Source organism: Pseudoalteromonas umbrosa (assembly GCF_030125375.1).
Lineage (GTDB): Bacteria > Pseudomonadota > Gammaproteobacteria > Enterobacterales > Alteromonadaceae > Pseudoalteromonas > Pseudoalteromonas umbrosa.
In genome coordinates this window covers 357,732-379,302 of the sequence record NZ_JASJUU010000008.1, presented here as the reverse complement: position 1 = coordinate 379,302, position 21,571 = coordinate 357,732, and the positions used below count along the sequence as shown (strand labels likewise).

Below are 21,571 nucleotides of genomic sequence, written 5' to 3'. Positions count from 1 at the left end.
TGAAACGAAATAGCGCCGATGATAGTGTGGGGTTTCCCATGTGAAAGTAGGACATTGCCAAGCGCCAAATAAAAGAAAGCCCGATTCGAAAGAGTCGGGCTTTTTTGCGTTTAAGTCCCTTGGCAACAACTAAAATAGCTCATTTCACCTTGCACAAAAAGAGCGTACTCACTGCGTTCGCTGTCGCTAACCTTTTGCACGATAGCGCCGATGATAGTGTGTGGGGCGGACGGCGAGTCTTTCCCATGTGAAAGTAGGACATTCTACTGCGTAGCGCACCAAAAGCGCCAAATAAGAGAAAGCCCGATTCGAAAGAGTCGGGCTTTTTTGCGTTTAAGTCCCTTAGCAGCGATTAAAGCGGCTCATTTCACCTTGCACAAAAAGAGCGTACTCACTGCGTTCGTTGTCGCTAACCTTTTGCACGATAGCGCAAGGTGAAGGGGAGCAACCTTCACAGGTTTTGCCCTTTACTCCTTTTAAATATAGTCCCTCAGCAGCGGTTAAAACGGCTCATTTCACCTTGCGCAAAAAGAGCGCTCTCACTTCGTTCGCTGTCGCTAGCCTTTTGCACGATATTCACCTTGCGCAAAAAGAGCGTACTCACTGCGTTTGCTGTCGCTAACCTTTTGCACCATATATCGTTTCAGGAACCATGCTTTGCTTATTTTGAGTTGGTTGCTGCGTTTATAGCGGTGTATTGATTACCTCTCGTTAAAACTGCTTGTTTCACTTACGTAAAAAGAGCGGATTCACTCCGTTCACTGTCGCTAGCCTTTTTCACGAAAAGAATGTCAGCGCTTCGCGCTTTTCGCACGATAGTGTAAGGTAAAGCGGCAATTGGCTTTAACCAACGATAAAATACCCAATGGCTCGCTGCTTTCAAAGTTGTTTGCTCTACTACTAATGATGTTGTTTTTGTGGTTAATGGTGAATAGGTTGCTATTAAAAGACATTATTTCTATTCAAATACGACGAGCTAGTCATATTGAGTTAACAGGTATATTAGCGAAATGAAGCAAATTGCTTTAAGGAAATAAATAAATGCCAGACTTTTTTTGAAAAGCTTCTGTCTGTAGGTCAAATTTGAATCCAACATGCTTATGGGTACGCATTATTCTTCTGTAATTAGAATAAATCAACAAACTCAATATGAGATTAAATCATCGAGATATAATTTGAAATGTATCTAACTTAGACATGGCATAAATTTTTTGCAATATTGCTATAAATTATAAGGATATAAATTCCATGTTCTCACATCTATGAAATATCTTAACTATCTGAAATACCTCCTTAAACTCATAAATTTTTTGACTTCTTTATTGTGTTTTAGTCGCATCAACCACTCAACTTGAATTAAGTTTGTTTAAGAATTGAAATTAATGAATAAAACTTTCTATTGTAAATTTATGCTTACAAACTGTTGTTTTTTTAGTTAATTTTTAGTTAAAAATATTGTTTATTATTTCTACATTTGAGCTACATTTTGATTGGAAATTAACCAAATGACATAATAAAGGAACAAGTATGCGTAAATTAAACACACTAGCATTTGCGGTCTTGGCAGGTCTTTCAGGAAGCTGTTTAGCGCAAGCTCAGCTAATGACTGTTGACCAAACTAGTGCGATTGAAGATCAGTATATCGTAGTCTTTAAAACACCTACAGTTATGAATGCAGCAAGTAGTGATGCAATTGCAAGCTACGCCGCTGATCAAGCGAGAGCGTTAACAACAAAGCATAATGTGCAAGTATCCAAGCAATTCGAAGGTGTTTTAAATGGGGTTGTGGTTAATGCGTCAAAGAAACAAGTAAAAGAACTGTTGAGCAATCCTAGCATCGACTACATTGAGCAAGACCAAATCGTCACAGTGACGCCTATGGTTGATGCGAATGCAGATCAAGGTAACGCAATTTGGGGTTTAGATAGAGTTGATCAAAGAGATCTGCCGCTAAATAGTAACTATCATTATGACTTCGACGGTAGTGGCGTAACAGCTTATGTAATTGATACGGGTGTACGTGTTACACATGCTGAGTTTGGTGGACGTGCAAGTCACGGTTATGACTTTGTAGATAATGACGCCGACTCAAGCGATTGTAATGGCCATGGTACGCACGTGGCGGGCACAATTGGTGGCGGTGCTTATGGCGTTGCTAAAAATGTCAACGTAGTGGGTGTTCGTGTTTTAGGATGTAATGGTTCAGGCTCGTATTCAGGCGTTATTTCTGGTATCAACTGGGTTAAGAATAATGCATCAGGCCCTTCTGTTGCCAATATGAGTTTAGGTGGTGGTGTATCACAAGCAGTTGATGATGCGGTAAATGCAGCAGTAGCATCAGGTGTAACATTTGTTGTAGCTGCGGGTAACGATAACAGCAGTGCGTGTAATTACTCTCCTGCTAGGGCTGCTGATGCTGTGACTGTAGGTTCTACTACCAGTTCAGATGCGCGTTCAAGTTTCTCAAACTATGGTAATTGTCTAGATATTTATGCGCCAGGTTCAAGCATTAAGTCAGCATGGTACAACTCAGACTCTGCGACAAATACAATCAGCGGTACATCAATGGCAGCGCCTCATGTTGCTGGGGTGGTTGCACTATACCTTGATGAAAATCCATCTCTTACTCCAAGCCAGATTGATACGCTATTAAGTTCTCGCAGTTCCAAGAACAAAGTGAGTGATGCCAAGTCTGGTTCTCCAAATGAGCTGTTATTTGCATTAGCTGACTCAACGCCACCACCTCCACCACCGACATTACCAGAATTAGATGATGGTGTAGCTGTCAGTGCTAGCGGCGCTGCAGGAGAAGAGTCAAACTATGTATTTAAGGTACCAGCAGGCAAAGCAACATTAACAGTTAAGCTATCTGGTGGTACAGGGGATGCCGATCTTTACGTTCAACAAGGCCAACAACCAACTCAAAGCAGTTACTCTTGTCGTCCATATAAAAATGGCAACGATGAAGTTTGTACTTTCAATAACCCAGCAGCGGGTGACTGGTATATTATGTTGCATGGTTATAGTGCCTACTCTGGAGCGAGCTTAGTAGCAAGCACTTCAGGTAGTGGCGGTTGTGGTGATAACTGCTTAAGCAATGGAGTCCCTGTTACAAACATTTCAGGCGCATCTGGCAGTGAAGTTGCCTATACAATAGATGTACCAGCTAACGCGACATTAAGTGTACAAATATCAGGTGGCTCTGGTGATGCGGATTTATATGTTAGAAAGGGAGCGGCACCGACAACTAGCACTTACGACTGTAGACCATATCGCAGTGGTAACTCGGAAACTTGCAGCTTGACTAATTCTGGTGCAGATGCGACTTACCACATTATGTTACGTGGCTATAATGCGTATTCAGGAGTTACTTTAACAGGTAGCTTCTAAGTGAGAAAATAAAGGGAGCCGAAGCTCCCTTTATTTTAATATACTTTACAGATAAGGCCCTTAAGATAAAACCCTTCAGGGTAGAAGCCTGCAATCGGGTGATCAGCTGCTTGATTTAGTCTCTCCATTATCATCAGGTCTTTACCTGCATCCAGCGCTGCATCTGCGACGACTTTTTGGAATAGGTTTTGATCCATTAACCCTGAACATGAGAAAGTCAGTAAAGTACCACCTGGCTTTAATAGTTGCATTGCAAGCATATTAATATCCTTGTAGCCTCGACATGCACCTGTTAACTGGGCTTTGCTTTCTGCAAACTTAGGTGGATCCATGACGATGGTATCAAATTTACGCCCTTCGTCTCGGTATTCACGAAGTAACTTGAAGACATCTTTTTTGACAAAATCGACTTTGCTCAAATCTAAATTATTATGCTCGACATTTCTTTTTGCAGTATCTAAAGCGGGTTGAGATACATCGACATTGATGACTTCATCACATCCGCCTCTAAGTGCATATAAGCTGAATGTGCCAGTGTAGCAAAAACAGTTTAGAACACTTTTTCCTTTTGAAAAACGCTCCAATGCGGCACGGCTGTCTCTTTGGTCTAGATAAAACCCAGTTTTATGACCGCCAATAATATCAACTTCTAATTTTAAGCCGTTTTCCTCAATGATTACAGGTTCTGTTGGTGCGTCACCATGCAATACACCTGAGATTTTCTCTAGGCCTTCTTTTTTGCGAACATCAACGTCTGAACGCTCATATACATGGCAATCTGGGAACAGCTCACGTAATGCGGCAACAATTTCACCTTTGTGGCGTTCTGCACCTGCGCTTAACAATTGACACACAAGGTAGTTATCAAACTTATCAATGGTAATTCCCGGCAAGCCATCAGACTCTGCAGCAGAGAGCCTAAAACCAGTTAGCCCACCTTCTGAGATCGCATATTCTCTGACTGCAAAGGCACGGGCCAAACGACGCTTAAAGAAAGCTTGATCAATTTGTTCGTTTTCATCAAAACTCCAGATCCTTGCTCTGATCTGAGAGCTCGGGCTGTACGCCGCTGTTGCCAAGTATTGACCATCGTGACTGTATATTTTAACAATATCGCCCAGTCCTGGCTTACCTTTGATTTTTTTAATTGCTTTAGAGAATATCCAAGGGTGTTTTCTTTTAAGAGATTTTTCTCGGCCGGGTTGTAAATACAGCGCGCAAGACATATAAATTCCTTACTAAGTAGAATCCTGTCATTTTAGTGAAGGGGGTTCCAACATACAATCTAAAGCATAAGGTTTACGTAAAAATGATGGAAAATATGAAACAGTTTGAAGAAGCATTTAAGGAGTTTATGCTCGATACGCCTTTTGCCGATACCGCGCATGACCTTTCTCACATACAACGGGTGGTTAAAACTGCAAAACAGCTTGCGATAGCAGAAAGTGCGGACTTAGATATTGTTATACCTGCCGCTTGGTTACATGACTGCGTTGCTGTTGCAAAAAATCATCCAGACAGAGCACTCGCTTCGAAAATGGCAGCGGATAAAGCTGAGCGATTTTTAATAGAAATAGGTTATCCGCAGGATAAGCTGGAAGGGATCCACCATGCCATAGTGGCTCATAGCTTCAGTGCTAACGTGACCCCGACGACATTGGAAGCCAAAATAGTACAGGATGCGGACCGCATGGATGCACTTGGTGCAATTGGTGTCAGTCGTTGTATGAAAGTAGGTGGCGCAATTGCCAGACATCTTTACCATACTGAAGATCCATTCTGTCGCACTCGAGAGCCTAATGATAAAAACTACACCATAGATCACTTTTTTGTAAAGCTACTGCATATAGAGTCACAAATGCACACGCAGGCGGCACAAAAGGAAGCGAAAAAGCGCACTGAGTTCATGCGCTTATTCTTAGATGAATTAGGGCGGGAAATATCTAACGAAGCATGATTACCTCGTCATTCTCTTGACGAAGACCACGACGAACAATGCAAGAGAAAAGCTGCCAATAAATGCTTCTATGGTGGCGATGAGCCGGGTGATCCCGACGGGAGTAATATCGCCATAGCCTAAGGTTGTAAAAGTTACGACGCTAAAATAAAAGCAATTGAGCATGGAGTGTAAATTTTGCTTTAGAGGCGCATTGGCGGCAAACTGGATGACGTCGCCATTGTAGTTTATACCAAGCATAAAATAGCACAGTGCACAGAGTAAAATCATGCCAAGGCTAAAGCGGATGACATTTTCTGGCTTTTCTCCATAGCCGCATAACATATCTATAAAACTTGAAACGAGTCGCTTTTTTGAATATTTTGGATATTGTGCATGGCGCATGCGAAGTTCACTGTAAGTGTACTTTCCAGCCATTTCGAACAACCCCTGTTGTTCTGCTCCTTTTCTGAGAAGGCGATAAATTTCTTCACTCTGCAAGTATAAATCTTGCGCGTCATCGGTCTTTTTTTGCTTTGCTGCTTCAATCGCTTGGCTTTCTTGCAGAAGTTTGTCTCCGAGTACCAAGTTATCTATTCTGGTTGCATTGAGTTTTACACCTAATATATTGGTATTTTCGATCTTACAGCAGTGTAAGTTTGCATCTCTTAAATCTGCCTTCATGAGCGAGGCATTACGGATCGTACTATTAAACAGGTGAGCGCCATGCAAGTTAGCGCGGTAAAAGTTACTGTAAGAGAGGTCATAGCCATTGTGGTCATTGAATTTAACAAGGTTCAATCCTTCTAAATTGGCTCGCTTTAGCTCAAGGCCTTGCAGTAGCCCTCCTTTTTTGGCATAACGTTCGAGTTTATGAGATAGCTCTAATCCACTTTTATCGAACTTAGCGTCATGCCAAAAACAATACCCTGACCCCATGTCTATTTCTTGGCATTTGTGTCCATCAGGTGACGTGTACTGACATTTAGGTTTGCTATTCATGGCAGCCTGTTTTTTCCGTAATAAGTATAAAGGTTAGCAGCAATTTAGATTGATATATGAAAAAGCAATAAATTTACTATGAATTTCAATTACCAACTCAAATTAAGCCGCCGCAGAAAAACGGTCGCTATTACTGTTAAACCTCAAGGCGTTGTTGTTTATGCCCCTCATGGTATTTGTCACAAGTGGCTAAATGCATGGTTAGAAACAAAGCAGGAGTGGGTTGAGAAAAAGCTAGATATAGTCGCTAAAAAAACAGAGCAGGGCCTTGAACCGTTAAAATCTGTTAATGTCTATGGCGAGTCTTATAAATTGATTTTTGATTCAGAGTCTCACTTTATTGATCACGCTAATAAAAGTATTTATTTGACGGCATTTAGCGAAGGGAGTAAAGATAGTCACATTGTTGAGCTTAACCAGCTCTTTCAAGTTGAATTGACGAATTACCTACAAGGGCGTTTACCTTATTTTCAATCCTGCATGGGTTCCAAATACAAGGTACTTAAAGTACGCTTTTATAAACGTCGTTGGGGGAGTTTATCAAGTAAAGGTGTATTGGCTTTTAATAGTGCTTTGCTTGGCGCGCCAAAATGGGTGATCGATTATGTGATAGTGCATGAGCTAGCACATTATTATGTGATGGCACACAACCATGCGTTTTGGCAAATAGTAGCGCGTTTTTTCCCTGAGTTTGAAAAAGCAAAGTATTATTTAAAAAATGAAATGCGTCACATTTAATAAAATGATGAAAAGTATTAATTGAAAATAAAATGAAGAAAAAGAAAGTGGTGGAGGGAGCTGGATTCGAACCAGCGAAGGCTGAGCCGTCAGATTTACAGTCTGATCCCTTTGGCCGCTCGGGAACCCCTCCATAACAGATTTTCAAGTACAAAGTGGTGGAGGGAGCTGGATTCGAACCAGCGAAGGCTGAGCCGTCAGATTTACAGTCTGATCCCTTTGGCCGCTCGGGAACCCCTCCAATTGTACTTTGTTGTCGTTGATGGTGGAGGGAGCTGGATTCGAACCAGCGAAGGCTGAGCCGTCAGATTTACAGTCTGATCCCTTTGGCCGCTCGGGAACCCCTCCTCAACAACGGCGCTGATAATAACAAAGTTTTTGACGAAGTAAAGAAATGTCCTAAAGTTTTTTTAAAAAATGCCGATAAATTTTCAGAATTAATATTTTTTGGCGAAAATCCATGCAGATAGAACAATTGTTACTCAAGGAAGCTCAATTAGGTAATGCATTGAGTTTGAGTGTTCATGAATCAAGAAGAGGTGACTTTGCACTATTGCTAAGCGCACTTTCTCAAGATGCATTGGATTTTAGTCAATTTGATTTACCGCGTAGTGCATTGGATGAAGCTGATAAATCTGAAGAAGCACTTCGCAAAGAACTGCAAGTTGGTCCCAAACAGCCATTAGCGCCGGATGAATTTGATTTTTTAATCGGACAGTACAACCGTTATTTTGTAAAAGATGGTGGTCTCGAAGATATAAAATTAAACGAATGCTTAGATCCTGAGCCATTTCATATTCGCGATGATAAAGCACACATACCTCTAAATGTAATCGAAAATTTGGAACCTGCTGTCAGAGCAAAATTATATCGTCAGAAAAACCCAGAAATTGATATTCAAGAAAAAGAGATGGATGCCGCTGCTTTTTATGATCAGATTGCAAGTGGAGAGATGCAATCTCAGTTAAATGTTGCTGTTTAACAAGCAATAGAAGTTTGAAGCATTGTCGTGTTTTGTGTGGCATTAGTATTTTGACTAAGCCACAGGAAGCGTAAGCGTATTATTATTTGCCGTGACACTTTTTAAACTTTTTCCCACTTAAGCACGGACAAGGATCGTTGCGGCTTACTTTTTTACTATCGGTTGGATATAGTTCACCATCAAGATATAGCCAAGCGCCATTTTCTTGAATAAACCGCGAGCGTTCATGTAGTGCGCTCAATACAGCGCCTTCAATATATGCAGCTTTAAACTCAACATATTGATACTGTTCATCTTGCTCTGTTTGAATAACATCTAAGTGAACGAAATCAACTTGTTTGGCAAATAATAAAATGTCCTCAACGGTATGTTCAGTGCGCGTTTTGGAAGCATATGTTTTTAAAATATACTCTCCAGCGTGTGTGCAGTACGCACTGAAGCGAGAGCGCATCAATTGCTCTGCTGTTTTGGGGGTTGCTACCCCAGTAATAAAAGGCTGACAACATTGCTCAAAAGTTTGTGTGTTACCACAAAAACACATAAGTGACCTACATAATTAGTGTGCAAACTTTGATAATGGCAATTTAGCTGAATTTTTGAAGCAATATAGTGTCGTTTTAGATTTACTAAGACTTCTATGCTCAATTTGCTTATGCGATAGGATCCCTGGCCATGTGATGACCGCAGCAAAATTACCATTAGACAAAGCGCTATCCAGAGTATGCTCTAAGTTTATCAGATCCCTTTGTTTAAGCACCAGTAACTTGTTCGCATCTATGTCATAGCTATCTAGCATAGATTTATTAAGCACATGGTTAGGCGCTATGAGTAAAGTCCAACCTGCTTTTGAATTACAACGGTATAAAATTTGTAAGAGCATATCATTGATGCTTTGCTCGTCAATTGCATCCAAGACATTAAAACTTTGATAGTGATTAACGTTTTCTGAATACGTATTTAAATTTGCTGATATGTGCAACATGATTAGACCACTGATTATCTATACAGTATATATACAGTATTTCATACAGTGGTATTAATCAAGTATTGTTTGGTGTTTTTTTGTACTTTTATTGTTCGAAACTCGGTTGTTAATTAATTATTTGAACCAAAATGCATTTGCTGATGAATTTGCTCAAACAAAGTAGCGGCATAACATTGTGCATCAATGTAGCGCTTAGTAGTTAGGTGTGGCCGAACTTCGTTTAATGTGCTTTGTGCCGCGCTATTACCTTGACTTTGGGCTAGGCTCAACCAAGCAACGCCATGAAAAGCACTTTTTGGTACTCCTTGCCCTTTGATAAATAGTAGCCCTAAATAAAACTGTGCTTTGTTATCACCAGACATGGCTGCTAACCTCATCCACTTTGCGGCTAGTGGGTATTGCTTTTCTTTGATGTAATAAAGGCCTTTCTTGTAAGCTTGTTCGGGATCCTGCTGTTTTGGCCAGCTGTGTTTCGGATCGGGCTCTTGCGTCACAAACTCGAGCACATTGAGTAATTGTTGCTCTAGGTCACCACCATGCGCTTTTGTCGATTGATTGCTTTTCATACTCACTTCACTTATTACAACTTAGTCTTCATTGTAGCTGATTTTTGCTTTATTTGTCCGTTTATGGTGATGATTTGTGGTAAAATCGCCGACCTCGTTTCCATTTAAAATACAAAGACATGCTAGAAAAATTATTTTCGCTTAAGGCGTTACACACGGATGTAAAAACTGAAGTTGTAGCGGGACTCACTACGTTTATCACCATGGTTTATATTGTATTTGTTAATCCAGCAATGCTCGCAGAGGCCGGGATAGATCATGGAGCAGCATTTGTTGCTACCTGCTTGGCTGCAGCAATTGGTTGTTTCATCATGGGGTTTGTTGCTAATTATCCGCTTGCTTTAGCGCCAGGTATGGGCTTAAACGCATTTTTTACTTATGGTGTTGTACTTGGTATGGGTCATAGCTGGCAAACTGCGTTGGGAGCTGTGTTCTTATCTGGGTGTCTATTTTTACTATTAAGCCTCTTTAAAGTCAGAGAGTGGGTTATACAGGCAATTCCAGTTGTGCTAAAGCGAGCAATCGCAACAGGTATTGGTGCATTCTTGGCACTCATCGCGCTTAAAAATGCGGGTATTATTGTCGCAAGTCCAGCAACGCTTGTTCAGTTAGGTGACATCACCAGTCCAGGTCCTTTATTGGCGATTTTTAGTTTGTTTGTGATCACCGCATTGATGTATAGAGAGTGGAAAAGTGGGGTGTTGATCAGCATTTTGTTGGTAACTGTAATTGCTTGGGGACTCGGTTTAGTTGAGTATCAAGGCATAGTGTCTACTCCTCCTAGCATTGAGCCAACACTTGGCCAATTAGATATTGCCGGGGCTTTGGAAATCTCAATGCTAAGTGTGGTCTTTGCATTCTTATTTGTTGATCTCTTTGATACGAGTGGAACCTTGGTTGCAGTGACACAAAAAGCGGGTATCGCAGATGACAAAGGCAATATGCCTCGATTAGGACGTGCCTTGTCTGCAGACAGTTCAGCCACAGTAGCAGGCTCTTTCTTAGGTACGTCAACGACAACGTCTTATATTGAATCTGTTTCAGGGGTTTCTGTTGGTGGACGTACTGGTTTGACTGCGGTCGTAGTAGGGTTCTGCTTCTTATTAATGATGTTTTTTGCACCATTGGCTAAAATGGTACCAGCTTATGCAACGGCAGGAGCAATTCTGTACGTATCTGTATTAATGCTGCAAAATCTAAAGTTGGTGAACTGGGATGATATGACTGATGCAATTCCCGTGAGCGTTGTACTATTGATGACACCGCTCACCTTTTCAATTGCGCATGGCATTGCCTTAGGCTTTATTGCATACACCGCTGTGAAGCTTGCATGCAATAAAAAGGAAGAAATATCTATTAGTGTTTGGGTACTGACAATATTATTTATCGTTAAATTTGCACTAAGCTGATCACCATTTCTTTTTCGGTGCGAAAAGGACGTCCAAGTCGTCCTTTTCTTTTTCTGCTTTTTTCTTCACAGCTGAAGCATTAGACGCTTTGAGCTCAGTACTGATCTCATTGAGATAACCTTCTAACTGGTTCTTTTTTTCTGTTACATATTCGTCGCTGTAAGTCACTGCCATAATGGTTGCATAAGCTTTTTCAAAGTATTGTCTAGCAGAACCAACCATATTGGCTGTTTTTGCAGAGAGCCCTCGTTTGATTTGGCTTTCTACATTGATCCTTAATTGAATTTTTTCCAGGCGGCGGTCTTCTTTGACGAAAACTTGCGTATCAACTTTGCCTTTACTGTGCTCTGAACGAAGGAGTTGACGAAGCTTTTTTATACCTTGCACAAGTGCAATTAGCTGTTTGTCGTTATCAGGTAAAGCGACGTTATCACTGTCGCTGAGATTGGCGGGCTCTGAGTTCATTCGCTCAGTAGACTCATGCAGACGGTTTTTCAACTCTCGTGAAGTAGGGGAAAGCTCAACCATAGTGGCTAGGGCATTATGCACTCTTTTTTGGATCACCCGGAGCATTTCACTGGACATAGGTATATTCGAACTATTTACTAGAACATCCTCGGATTCTTCAATGATCCGCTTTTGCTTTGCGAGCTCTTTACGTCTTTCTGCTTCTTGTTTTTCTTTGTGTTGTTGAATTGCACTAACCCACACTGCAATTATAACCAAAGCAACAATCAACAATACTATTATGTAAACAAACATACCCGATTCTCTACGAAAACTACCCAAGGCGATAATTTTTTATATTACATCAAACAATTGTATATTGGATAGTTTTAATAACAAGGTGTATGTAAATGATTTTAAATACACCATTTTTCAGTATAGACGTTTCTAATTCGTTTTTCTTATATGATTGCGTAAATGTTACAATTACTATCAGGCAAACAATAACTATGCTAGTCTTACAAAAGATCCGACTCAGCGCTCAGCGTAAACCTAGTCACTTATTGGATAACAACTAAAAAAATAAACAATGTTATGAAATTACAACAATTGAAATACATAGTAGAAGTACTCAATCATAATTTGAATGTATCTGCCACTGCCGAGAGCCTGTATACCTCTCAGCCAGGTATTTCAAAACAAGTACGAATGCTAGAAGATGAATTAGGTGTGCAGATTTTTGGTCGTAGTGGTAAGCACCTCACGCATGTCACCAGTGCTGGTAATGAAATTATTAATATTGCCAGAGAGATCCTTTCAAAGGTAGAGGGTATAAAAGCAGTTGCCAATGAGCACACTTTGCCAGATCAAGGTAAGTTGAATATTGCGACGACCCATACGCAGGCCAGATACGCACTTCCGCCAGTTATTCAAGGGTTCATGCAAAAATACCCTGCTGTATCATTGCATATGCACCAAGGTACACCGCAACAGATTTCGGATGCTGCAGCAAGAGGCGATGCTGACTTTGCGATTGCAACAGAAGCACTACATTTATATGGAGACTTGATAATGCTTCCTTGTTACCACTGGAATCGAAGTATTGTGGTAACGAAAGACCATCCTCTAGCGCAACTCGGTAAAAACATTACGGTACAGGATGTAGCTAAATATCCGCTGATCACTTATGTGTTTGGCTTTACAGGTCGTTCAGAACTGGATAAGGCGTTTAACGCACATGGTTTAGAGCCTCATATTGTATTTACAGCAACAGATGCTGATGTCATTAAGACATACGTAAGACTGGGCTTAGGCGTAGGTGTCTTGGCAACAATGGCTGTAGATGATATTGCTGATAAAGATTTAGTCTGTATAGATGCTAGTCACTTATTTGAAGCGAGCACCACAAAAATCGGGTTTAGAAAAGGAAGTTTTTTACGTGGCTACATGTATGATTTCATTGAGCGTTTTGCGCCTCACCTAACAAAAGATGTGGTAGAAAAAGCAAGCCTTATGAGAAATCAAGATGATGTTGATGCTCTGTTTGCAAAAGTGACATTGCCTGTAAAATAAAAAGTCATAAGTAAGATAGCGGCATAAAAAACCCAACGTGAGTTGGGTTTTTTTGTATTAGCATTCGATAATATTGACGGCAAGGCCACCGCGAGCGGTTTCCTTATATTTGGTCTTCATATCATTACCAGTATCTAACATGGTTTTGATAACTTTATCGAGAGACACTTTTTGTTCGCCTGTACCTCTTAATGCCAGTCTTGAAGCATTGATTGCTTTTACTGCGCCCATAGCATTGCGTTCAATACAGGGCACTTGAACTAACCCACCAACAGGATCACAAGTTAAACCCAGATTATGCTCCATACCAATTTCTGCGGCATTTTCAACGTGTACAACATTGCCACCCATGATTTCAGTCAATGCACCTGCAGCCATAGAGCAGGCGACGCCTACCTCACCTTGGCATCCTACCTCAGCCCCAGATATTGAAGCGTTCTTTTTGTAAAGAATACCGATAGCCGCTGCGGTTAGTAAGTATTTGGTTGCAATCTCTTCATCCACTTCTTTGATAAACGTATGATAATACATGAGTACTGATGGTAAAATGCCTGCCGCACCGTTAGTGGGTGCCGTAACTACGCGACCACCCGCAGCATTTTCTTCATTTACCGCAAGTGCAAATAAGTCTACCCAATCCATCGCGCGAAGTGGGTCATTACTATTTTCAACATTGAGCTTCAAGTAAAGGCTTGGTGCTCGTCGTTTTACTTTTAGACCACCTGGCAGTATCCCTTCAGTACGCATACCTCGCTCAATACATGCTTTCATTACTTGCCAAATGTTAAATAGTTCTGCTTTGATTTCTTTTTCACTGCGCAGCGTTTTTTCATTGGCCATCATCAGGGCCGATACACTAAGTCCAGTGTCTTTACAAATTTGCAGTAACTCTTCTGCTGTATCAAATAAATAAGGTGCTGGGTTTTGTTCTCTAACGTCAAGTGCAGCTTGCTTTTCGGCTTCAAAATCTTGATCGGTTACAATAAAACCGCCGCCAATCGAATAATAAATTTGGCTGTGAAGCAGGTCATCTCCTTTATAAGCCTGAATTTCCATTGCATTGGAATGTTTAGGCAGAGTCTTACGACGATGGAATACCACAGCTCCTTGTTTTGGGAAGTCGGCTTTATGTTTCTGATCAAGATAAATAACTTGTTCTTGTTCAATTTTTTCTAGGATTTCTGGAACAAGGTCAGCATCTATTGTCTCTGGATCGTGACCCGCAAGGCCTAGAATAACTGCCTTGCCAGAACCATGGCCAATACCTGTTTGTCCAAGTGAGCCAAACAGTTCAACTTTTACAGAAGTGACATCATCAATTAACTTACTTTCTTGTAAATCTTTGACGAAAAGACGCGAAGCGCGCATTGGTCCAACAGTATGAGAAGACGAAGGTCCTATACCTATGCTGAACATATCGAATGCACTAATCATAAAATTTACTCATCATTGCCTCTGAACGGGCGCACATAATAACGTTAATTATTGCAGAAGTAACCCGTTATTGAACGGAAAATTGACAAATGCAAGAAGATTAAGAAAGTGTGTCAGTTAATTTTTTGATAATGCTAGCTGTAGCGCCCCATAAAAGCCCATGAGAAGTCATGAATCCTTTGATAATAATGGGCTTGCCGCGATATCTGCATGGGTAGCTTTGCCACTGAATGGGGTCCATTAGGGCAGTTAAAGGAATGGTAAATACACTCTCTACTTCGTCACTTCTTTGTGCCCAAGTTGCATATTCCTGAACTTTCCCTACAACCGGTGTAATATGAAATCCGCTCAAGGTGCTGTGAATTGGTAATTGACCAAGTGCAGTAATATGTTTCCTGCACAAGCTAATTTCCTCGTAGGTTTCCCGTAGGGCGGTGTCGATAGCGGAGCGATCACTTAGCTCTGCTTTGCCACCGGGAAAACAAATTTGGCTTGGATGAGACCTTAAGCTGGCATCTCGTTTACACAGTAAAATATGTGTACATTTATCAACCTCAATCAGTGGCACTAAGACTGCGCTTTCTACTCCCTGTAAGATATTATTGGGAGTAGGACTGTGAGCGAGTCTAAAACGGCTTATTACATGTTCAAGCTTCATTGCAATATAGGCAAAATCTTATTGACCTTATGATAGGTTTCTTGATACTCCGCATCTACTTTAGAGTCAGCGACAATACCGCCGCCAGCCCAACAGTGTATCTTATTGTTTTCACAAACTAGTGTACGGATCGTAATGGATGTATCCATATCGCCACAGGCACTGAGATAACCCATAGATCCACAGTACGCACTTCGGCGGTGAGGTTCAAGTTCCTCTATAATTTCCATCGCTCTGATTTTTGGAGCTCCGGTTATTGAACCACCGGGAAAAGCTGCTTCAAGTTGGTCTACGGCGTTCTTTCCCTTTGCTAATTTACTTGTGACGGTGCTCACAAGGTGATGCACAGCGGGGAAGCTTTCAATTTCAAATAACTTGGGTACTGAGACTGAGCCAGATTCAGCAACTTTACCAAGGTCGTTGCGTAACAGATCTACGATCATGACGTTTTCTGCACGGTCTTTGCTGCTATTTTGTAGTTTTTTTGCTTGCTCAGAGTCTAAGCTTTCGTCTGATAATCGCGGTAAAGTCCCCTTAATTGGCTTGGTTTCTACTTGTTTTTGGCGCACAGAAATAAAGCGTTCTGGTGAAACCGACACAATCGCTGCGTTGTTGCCTAAATTGTAAAAAGCAGAGAAGGGCGCGCGATTATGTTGCCGTAGCTTTTTGTAAGCAGCCCAAGGGGAGCCATAGTAATTGGCACTAAAGCGTTGTGCGAGGTTGATTTGGTAACAATCTCCGCTCAGTAAATAATCCTGAATGCGTTGAAATTTAGCTTGGTACTCCTGCTCAGTCATGTTGGATTGCCAATTGCTATGTAATTCAAATTGGTGGGAGACGGTATTCGTTTTTTCTATAAGCTGGAGGTAGTCGTTTAGGCGCTCCACTTGAGGCTGAGATACATAATACCACTGGCTTTGTTTGTTATCGTAAATCAAGGCATCTAGATATAGGCCAACGACAGTATCTGGCAATGGGATATCTGATATCGCATTCTGAGGCAATGATTCAATGTAACGCCCTAAGTCATAGCCAAAGTAACCTAGCCAGCCACCACAAAACGGCACTGCCTCTGTACGCTTGGGGCATAATTGCTTTAATTCTTGATGCAATATCTCAAAAACATTTTTGTCTTGTGCAATGTTATCTAAGAAGACTTGTCCATTTTTGGCTTCTAACACATGCGCTGGCGCAAAACTGATGATGTCGTAGCGACTATTTTCATGTGTAGCGTCACTAGAATCTAGAAGAATAGCGTGATCTTGTATTGAAATTTTCTCGAAAACTTCAACTGTAGAGAGTGAAATGTCAACGGCAATGCAATTATTCTGTGCATTTATCATTTACTTGACCCTGAAAACTAGCCCGAAACGGGCGAGGAGGTTATCATAATTAGAAATGAATCTATAGAGTCGAGGAGTGATAACCAATAACCACAATGACTAAGTGATTAGTTTCAGCAAAATGGGGGCAAAAAAATCATTTTGCGATTAACTAGTATTAGAGTGGTAAGGTCAGCATTTTTCGACTGAGTAAGAACACACCATTTATAAAGTTAATGGTTACTAAAGGAACCGTCATGAGTATTATCCGTCAACAAGACTTTATTGATAGCATTGAAGATGCATTACAATATATCTCTTTCTACCACCCGCTCGATTTTGTTCAAGCATTAGAAAAAGCTTATAACAATGAACAGAGCAAGGCTGCAAAAGATGCGATTGCACAGATATTAATCAATTCGCGTATGTCGGCAGAAGGCAAGCGTCCACTATGTCAGGATACAGGTATTGTTACATGTTTCGTTAAAGTTGGTATGGATGTTAAGTGGGATAAGACAGATCTAACAGTGCAACAGATGGTAGACGAAGGTACTCGTCGTGCATACACAAACCCAGATAATCCACTTCGTGCTTCAATTGTTGCGGATCCTGCTGGTAGCCGAAAGAATACCAAAGACAATACGCCATCTGTTGTGCATGTAGACTTGGTACCTGGTGCTGAAGTTGAAGTGATGATTGCTGCTAAAGGGGGCGGTTCTGAAAATAAAACTAAGATGGCGATGCTTAACCCATCTGATGATGTAGCAGCTTGGGTTGAAAAGACACTACCGACAATGGGCGCGGGCTGGTGTCCGCCTGGCATGATCGGGATTGGTATCGGTGGTACTGCTGAAAAAGCCGCTGTGTTGGCAAAAGAGTCTTTGATGGACCCGGTGGATATTCATGACCTTCAAGAGCGCGGTGCAGAGACTGCAGAAGAAAAGCTGCGTTTAGAAATTTTTGAAAGAGCAAACAAATTAGGTATTGGTGCCCAAGGCCTTGGTGGTTTGACGACAGTTGTTGATGTTAAAATTAAAACAGCACCTACTCACGCAGCATCAAAGCCTGTTGTAATGATCCCGAACTGTGCCGCTACTCGTCACGTACATTTCACGCTTGATGGATCTGGCCCTGCAGATCTTAAAGCACCAAAACTAGAAGATTGGCCAGAAGTAACGTGGGAAGTGGGCGAAGACACGCGTCGTGTGAACTTAGACACGTTGACTAAAGATGACATCCAGGATTGGAAGATGGGTGAAACTGTATTGCTATCCGGTAAAATTTTAACGGGTCGTGATGCTGCTCATAAGCGTCTGCAAGAAATGATTAATTCAGGAGAAGGTTTGCCTGAAGGCGTGGACTTTACCAACAAGTTTATCTATTACGTTGGTCCTGTTGATGCAGTGGGTGATGAAGTTGTAGGTCCTGCTGGCCCAACTACATCAACACGTATGGATAAGTTTACCGACTTGATGTTAGAGAAAACAGGCCTTGTTGGTATGATAGGTAAGGCGGAACGTGGTCCTGCAACTGTTGAATCTATTAAGCAGAATAAAGCCGTTTATCTAATGGCTGTTGGCGGTGCGGCATACTTAGTCGCTAAAGCAATTAAGAAGTCTCGAGTTGTTGCATTTGAAGATTTAGGTATGGAAGCTATCTATGAGTTTGAAGTAGAGGACATGCCAGTAACAGTTGCTGTGGATAGTGAAGGTGCAAATGCACATACGCAGGGCCCTGCAATTTGGAAAGCAAAAATTGAAGAGCTTGATGCTAAGTTAAGCTAATTTAAAATACGTCACTAAAAACGGGCTATTGAAGGCCCGTTTTTTTTTATTCTTTTTTATTGAAATAGTGGTTGCGTCAAGAAAAAAGTGGTGAGGTGTTGGCATTTTTACTTGTAACTTTTTTAGGTAATATTTTTGTAAAGTCTAAAATGTAAATTTATACTTACAAGAGTATCATGCTTTACGTTTACGTAAACAGATACTATAAAAAATAGAGATATTTTTAATTAAACATGTTTCATATTTGACCGTGTTCGAAATAATTAATTAAAAATATCATTTTTTGTGGTTTGTTTATGCGCCGCGGTGCGTATGTTAGCTTAGATCATCTCATTTGCTGGATTGCCTAAATGGTTAATGGTAGAGTCAGGCGCAATTTCAGCGCTATCTGACGATGTCAGACAAAAATCGGAGAATAATCAAAGTGGCTGTATTTAACCAAGTTGAATTTGATAACCATGAGCAAGTTGTATTTTGCTCAGATAAAGAGTCGGGTTTAAAAGCAATTATCGCGGTTCATAGTACTAAACTGGGCCCCGCAGTAGGTGGCTGTCGTCTTTGGGACTATGCAGAAGATCAAGATGCAGTATATGACGTATTACGTTTATCAAAAGGTATGACGTATAAAAATGCTGTTGCGCGTTTGCCATTTGGTGGTGGTAAATCAGTCATTATTGGCGATGCAAAAACAGTTAAATCAGAAGCGCTATTTAGAGCATTTGGTAAGCATTTAGAAAGGTTGGGTGGTAGCTACTACTCTGCAGAAGATGTAAACATCACAACTGGCGATGTTATGATGATGCATAAGGAAACAAACTATGTACTTGGTTTAGAGGGTAAAAGTGGTAACCCATCACCATTTACAGCACTCGGTACTTTCTTAGGTGTGAAAGCTGCGTATCAGCATAAGTTTGGCCATCAAGACTTATCTGGCGTAAAAGTATCTGTTCAAGGCCTTGGTGCTGTGGCTTATACGTTATGTAAATACCTTCATGAAGCGGGTGCAGAGTTATTTGTTACTGATATTAATGAAGAATCAGTAGCACGTGTAGTAAATGACTTTGGCGCAACTGCGGTTGCAATCGATGAGATTTATGACTTAGATGTTGATGTTTATGCACCTTGTGCATTGGGTGCGACAATTAATGATGAGACAATTCCACGCATAAAAGCTTCCATTATTGCTGGTTGTGCTAACAATCAATTAGCAGAGCCAAGACATGGTGATGTGCTGCGTGAAAAGGGTGTACTGTACGCACCGGACTATGTGATCAATGCTGGTGGTATTATTAATGTATACTACGAGACTAAACCAGAAGGCTATGATGAAGCACTTTCTACAAAACATGTAGAAGGCATCTATGACACTTTGGCTGAAATTTTTAAGCGTTCTGATGAAGAGCAAAAGTCTACGCATATAATTGCGGATGAGCTTGCGCAAGAAATCATAGAAAATGGGCTATAATCTAACTAGATTACAGCTATAATTAAGGGCGTTTTACGCCCTTTTTTATTTCAGTAACCTATGAAAACAATAGATCTATCTAAGTGGGAACGTGCTGAACACTTTAAATTCTATCAGCATTTTGAAGACCCTAATTTCAATCTTGTCACTTCTGTTGATACCCATACGCTTTACGCAAACGCTAAAGCTGCCAATATTTCTTTTACCGATTGTTATCTCTATTGCTTGAGTCAAGCCCTTCAATCCTGTGACTTTATGCGCTTTCGGATTGTGGATCAGTTACCGGTAGATGTTGAAAAAGTAGCGATAAGTAGTACATTTTTAGCAGAGGATAAAACGTTTCGTTTTATTTTGTTAGAGAACGCCGACTCAATTGATGAGTTTGTCGCAAAAAATAAACTGAAGAAACAGCGGGGGCTCAGCAAGTCACTTTTGAGTGATGATTTTTTATCTTACAGTGGCGATGCTAATTTGGTATTTGTTTCTATTTTACCTTGGTTTGACATCTCTGGATTTAAACATGCTAGACATAAAGGGGATAATTTAGGCATACCTAAGGTTGTTTTTGGAAAATTTAATATAGAAGAAAATCGTTTACCTGTATCGATAGAGGTACACCATGGTTTAGTTGACGGTTATCATTTATCACTGTTTTTAAATGAGTTTTCTCTTAAGATCATTGCATTATGCGGATACTTACTAAGTAAAAATAATTTTCAGAGTTGATAATATTGTGTTATATGCAATTCTTTTTTACTGTAAAATTGTCCTAAAGCAATGAATTATAAAGCCAAAACAGCATTTTAAATTTTATTTGCAAGCGGGTTTTGGTTAATTTTTAACTGTAATAAATTGTTAATTAAGTTGCTTTGTGTATGAAAAGTAAGTGATTTAAGTTTTTTTTCTTTGTTTTGTTGTTAATGCAATGTTTTATTTCAATTTATTAAAAGTGGTGATGCAAAATTAGTTTTGAACATGAAGTTGACATGGGCAAATGCATTTAGCATTATTGCACGGTTGATACTTCTAAAAAGGTATCCGGGGTACTCTTCTTTAGTAGAGTGCAAAAATTATAAAAGTAACATTACTTAATTGGTTGGGAACTATGTCTGTTAAAATCAGAAAGAGTCTTGTAGCTTCAGCGTTATTTGGCGCGGCAGCATTTGCAAGCAGCAATGTGATGGCAGATCCTTTGAATGACATACAGAAAGTAGGTCAGCAAACTCAAAAGGCTGCTCAAAAGTCTCAAGAAAAAGTTGATAACATTTACAGTCAGTCAATCGACATGATTGCTGATTATCGTACGACTGTAGATGAAACAGAGCTTCTTAAAGTATATAACGACCACGTTGCACGTTTGGTAGCGGACCAAAATGCAAACATTGAGTCTTTAGAGCGTCAGATCGCAACAGTTGATAAAACTAAGCAAGACGTTGTGCCTTTGATGTATCGCATGATTGATACACTCGAGCAATTCATCAAAGCGGACGTCCCGTTTGATACAGAAAAGCGTTTAGAGCGTGTTGAAAGACTACGCGTAACACTTTCTAACGCAAAAGTAACTACTTCTGAGAAATTCCGTCAAGTACTTGAAGCATACACAGTTGAAACTGCTTACGGTACTGCGATGACTGCTTCTCAAGGTTCACTGGAAATCAACGGTAAGAACATCAACGTAGACTTTGCACGTCTAGGTCGTATTGCATATGTTGCTCAGTCGTTCGATCAAAAGAATGCATGGGTATGGGACAACAGTGCAAAACAGTGGCAATCGCTAGGTGAAGAGTACCTTAAGCCTGTTAAAGACATGATCCGTATTGCACGTGGTCAGGCTGCCCCTGAACTAGTTAAACTTCCTATTTTCGGCGCGGAGTAATAAAA

At 40.6% G+C, this 21,571-nt stretch carries 19 protein-coding genes and 3 tRNA genes; 10 read left to right on the top strand and 12 right to left on the bottom strand.

Annotated features, from left to right (window positions below):
* Nucleotides 1-1,527: 1,527 nt before the first annotated feature.
* Complete coding sequence (locus QNM16_RS23005; RefSeq protein ID WP_284022572.1) at nt 1,528-3,390, top strand: S8 family peptidase; 1,863 nt, start codon at nt 1,528-1,530, stop codon at nt 3,388-3,390.
* 35 nt (nt 3,391-3,425) lie between these two features.
* Here QNM16_RS23005 and QNM16_RS23000 read toward each other — a convergent pair whose 3' ends face one another.
* On the bottom strand, nt 3,426-4,616 hold the full coding sequence (locus QNM16_RS23000; RefSeq protein ID WP_284022571.1) for a class I SAM-dependent methyltransferase: 1,191 nt from the start codon (nt 4,614-4,616) through the stop codon (nt 3,426-3,428).
* A gap of 95 nt (nt 4,617-4,711) precedes the next feature.
* On the opposite strand from QNM16_RS23000, the gene QNM16_RS22995 reads away from it, so the two are divergent.
* Nucleotides 4,712-5,347, top strand: coding sequence for an HD domain-containing protein (locus QNM16_RS22995; RefSeq protein WP_284022570.1), 636 nt, complete (start codon nt 4,712-4,714; stop codon nt 5,345-5,347).
* On the opposite strand, the gene QNM16_RS22990 is transcribed toward QNM16_RS22995, so the two are convergent.
* The gene (locus QNM16_RS22990; RefSeq protein ID WP_063362030.1) at nt 5,348-6,328 is read right to left on the bottom strand and encodes an ion channel; all 981 of its coding nucleotides are present in this window, start codon (nt 6,326-6,328) and stop codon (nt 5,348-5,350) included.
* Nucleotides 6,329-6,406: 78 nt separating this feature from the next.
* On the opposite strand from QNM16_RS22990, the gene QNM16_RS22985 reads away from it, so the two are divergent.
* The gene (locus QNM16_RS22985; protein WP_284022569.1) at nt 6,407-7,066 is read left to right on the top strand and encodes a M48 family metallopeptidase; all 660 of its coding nucleotides are present in this window, start codon (nt 6,407-6,409) and stop codon (nt 7,064-7,066) included.
* 48 nt (nt 7,067-7,114) lie between these two features.
* Here the strand turns inward: QNM16_RS22985 and QNM16_RS22980 are convergent.
* The 3 genes from QNM16_RS22980 to QNM16_RS22970 all read right to left on the bottom strand — a co-directional run bounded on the left by QNM16_RS22980 (nt 7,115) and on the right by QNM16_RS22970 (nt 7,414).
* A tRNA-Tyr gene (locus QNM16_RS22980) sits at nt 7,115-7,199 on the bottom strand.
* Between the two features lie 23 nt (nt 7,200-7,222).
* Nucleotides 7,223-7,307 (bottom strand) — tRNA-Tyr (locus tag QNM16_RS22975).
* A 22-nt stretch (nt 7,308-7,329) separates the two neighbouring features.
* Nucleotides 7,330-7,414, bottom strand: a tRNA-Tyr gene (locus tag QNM16_RS22970).
* 112 nt (nt 7,415-7,526) lie between these two features.
* Here QNM16_RS22970 and QNM16_RS22965 point away from each other — a divergent pair.
* A complete protein-coding gene (locus QNM16_RS22965) occupies nt 7,527-8,048 on the top strand; it encodes a VC2046/SO_2500 family protein (protein ID WP_284022568.1) in 522 nt (173 codons plus the stop codon).
* An 82-nt stretch (nt 8,049-8,130) separates the two neighbouring features.
* Here QNM16_RS22965 and QNM16_RS22960 read toward each other — a convergent pair whose 3' ends face one another.
* The 3 genes from QNM16_RS22960 to QNM16_RS22950 form a co-directional block, all read right to left on the bottom strand.
* Nucleotides 8,131-8,589, bottom strand: coding sequence for a YchJ family protein (locus QNM16_RS22960; protein ID WP_284022567.1), 459 nt, complete (start codon nt 8,587-8,589; stop codon nt 8,131-8,133).
* A gap of 15 nt (nt 8,590-8,604) precedes the next feature.
* On the bottom strand, nt 8,605-9,030 hold the full coding sequence (locus tag QNM16_RS22955) for a SulA-like leucine-rich domain-containing protein (RefSeq protein ID WP_284022566.1): 426 nt from the start codon (nt 9,028-9,030) through the stop codon (nt 8,605-8,607).
* 113 nt (nt 9,031-9,143) lie between these two features.
* A complete protein-coding gene (locus tag QNM16_RS22950) occupies nt 9,144-9,599 on the bottom strand; it encodes a tetratricopeptide repeat protein (RefSeq protein WP_237139003.1) in 456 nt (151 codons plus the stop codon).
* Between the two features lie 119 nt (nt 9,600-9,718).
* Between QNM16_RS22950 and QNM16_RS22945 the strand changes: the two genes are divergently transcribed.
* A complete protein-coding gene (locus QNM16_RS22945) occupies nt 9,719-11,008 on the top strand; it encodes an NCS2 family permease (RefSeq protein WP_284022565.1) in 1,290 nt (429 codons plus the stop codon).
* On the opposite strand, the gene QNM16_RS22940 is transcribed toward QNM16_RS22945, so the two are convergent.
* Nucleotides 11,009-11,770, bottom strand: coding sequence for a hypothetical protein (locus QNM16_RS22940; RefSeq protein WP_237139001.1), 762 nt, complete (start codon nt 11,768-11,770; stop codon nt 11,009-11,011).
* A 279-nt stretch (nt 11,771-12,049) separates the two neighbouring features.
* Here QNM16_RS22940 and cysB point away from each other — a divergent pair, with 279 nt between their 5' ends.
* Nucleotides 12,050-13,027 carry an HTH-type transcriptional regulator CysB gene (cysB, locus tag QNM16_RS22935; protein ID WP_023402261.1) on the top strand — a complete coding sequence of 326 codons (978 nt, stop codon included), beginning with the start codon at nt 12,050-12,052 and terminating at the stop codon, nt 13,025-13,027.
* A gap of 57 nt (nt 13,028-13,084) precedes the next feature.
* Here cysB and QNM16_RS22930 read toward each other — a convergent pair whose 3' ends face one another.
* The 3 genes from QNM16_RS22930 to pabB form a co-directional block, all read right to left on the bottom strand.
* Nucleotides 13,085-14,461: an L-serine ammonia-lyase gene (locus QNM16_RS22930; RefSeq protein ID WP_284022564.1), complete on the bottom strand. Its 1,377-nt coding sequence runs from the start codon at nt 14,459-14,461 to the stop codon at nt 13,085-13,087.
* A gap of 100 nt (nt 14,462-14,561) precedes the next feature.
* Nucleotides 14,562-15,119 carry a CoA pyrophosphatase gene (locus tag QNM16_RS22925; RefSeq protein ID WP_284022563.1) on the bottom strand — a complete coding sequence of 186 codons (558 nt, stop codon included), beginning with the start codon at nt 15,117-15,119 and terminating at the stop codon, nt 14,562-14,564.
* Nucleotides 15,116-16,462, bottom strand: coding sequence for an aminodeoxychorismate synthase component I (pabB, locus tag QNM16_RS22920; protein ID WP_284022562.1), 1,347 nt, complete (start codon nt 16,460-16,462; stop codon nt 15,116-15,118). The genes QNM16_RS22925 and pabB overlap by 4 nt, the downstream gene beginning before the upstream one ends.
* Nucleotides 16,463-16,698: 236 nt before the next feature.
* Between pabB and QNM16_RS22915 the strand changes: the two genes are divergently transcribed.
* The 4 genes from QNM16_RS22915 to QNM16_RS22900 all read left to right on the top strand — a co-directional run bounded on the left by QNM16_RS22915 (nt 16,699) and on the right by QNM16_RS22900 (nt 21,566).
* Entirely contained in the window at nt 16,699-18,225 is a 1,527-nt protein-coding gene (locus QNM16_RS22915) for a fumarate hydratase (RefSeq protein WP_046356382.1), read from the top strand.
* Between the two features lie 424 nt (nt 18,226-18,649).
* A complete protein-coding gene (locus QNM16_RS22910) occupies nt 18,650-19,690 on the top strand; it encodes a Leu/Phe/Val dehydrogenase (protein WP_237138997.1) in 1,041 nt (346 codons plus the stop codon).
* Nucleotides 19,691-19,750: 60 nt separating this feature from the next.
* A complete protein-coding gene (locus QNM16_RS22905) occupies nt 19,751-20,416 on the top strand; it encodes a CatA-like O-acetyltransferase (RefSeq protein WP_284022561.1) in 666 nt (221 codons plus the stop codon).
* 379 nt (nt 20,417-20,795) lie between these two features.
* Nucleotides 20,796-21,566 carry a DUF3450 domain-containing protein gene (locus QNM16_RS22900; RefSeq protein ID WP_063362015.1) on the top strand — a complete coding sequence of 257 codons (771 nt, stop codon included), beginning with the start codon at nt 20,796-20,798 and terminating at the stop codon, nt 21,564-21,566.
* The last annotated feature ends 5 nt before the right edge of the window (nt 21,567-21,571 follow it).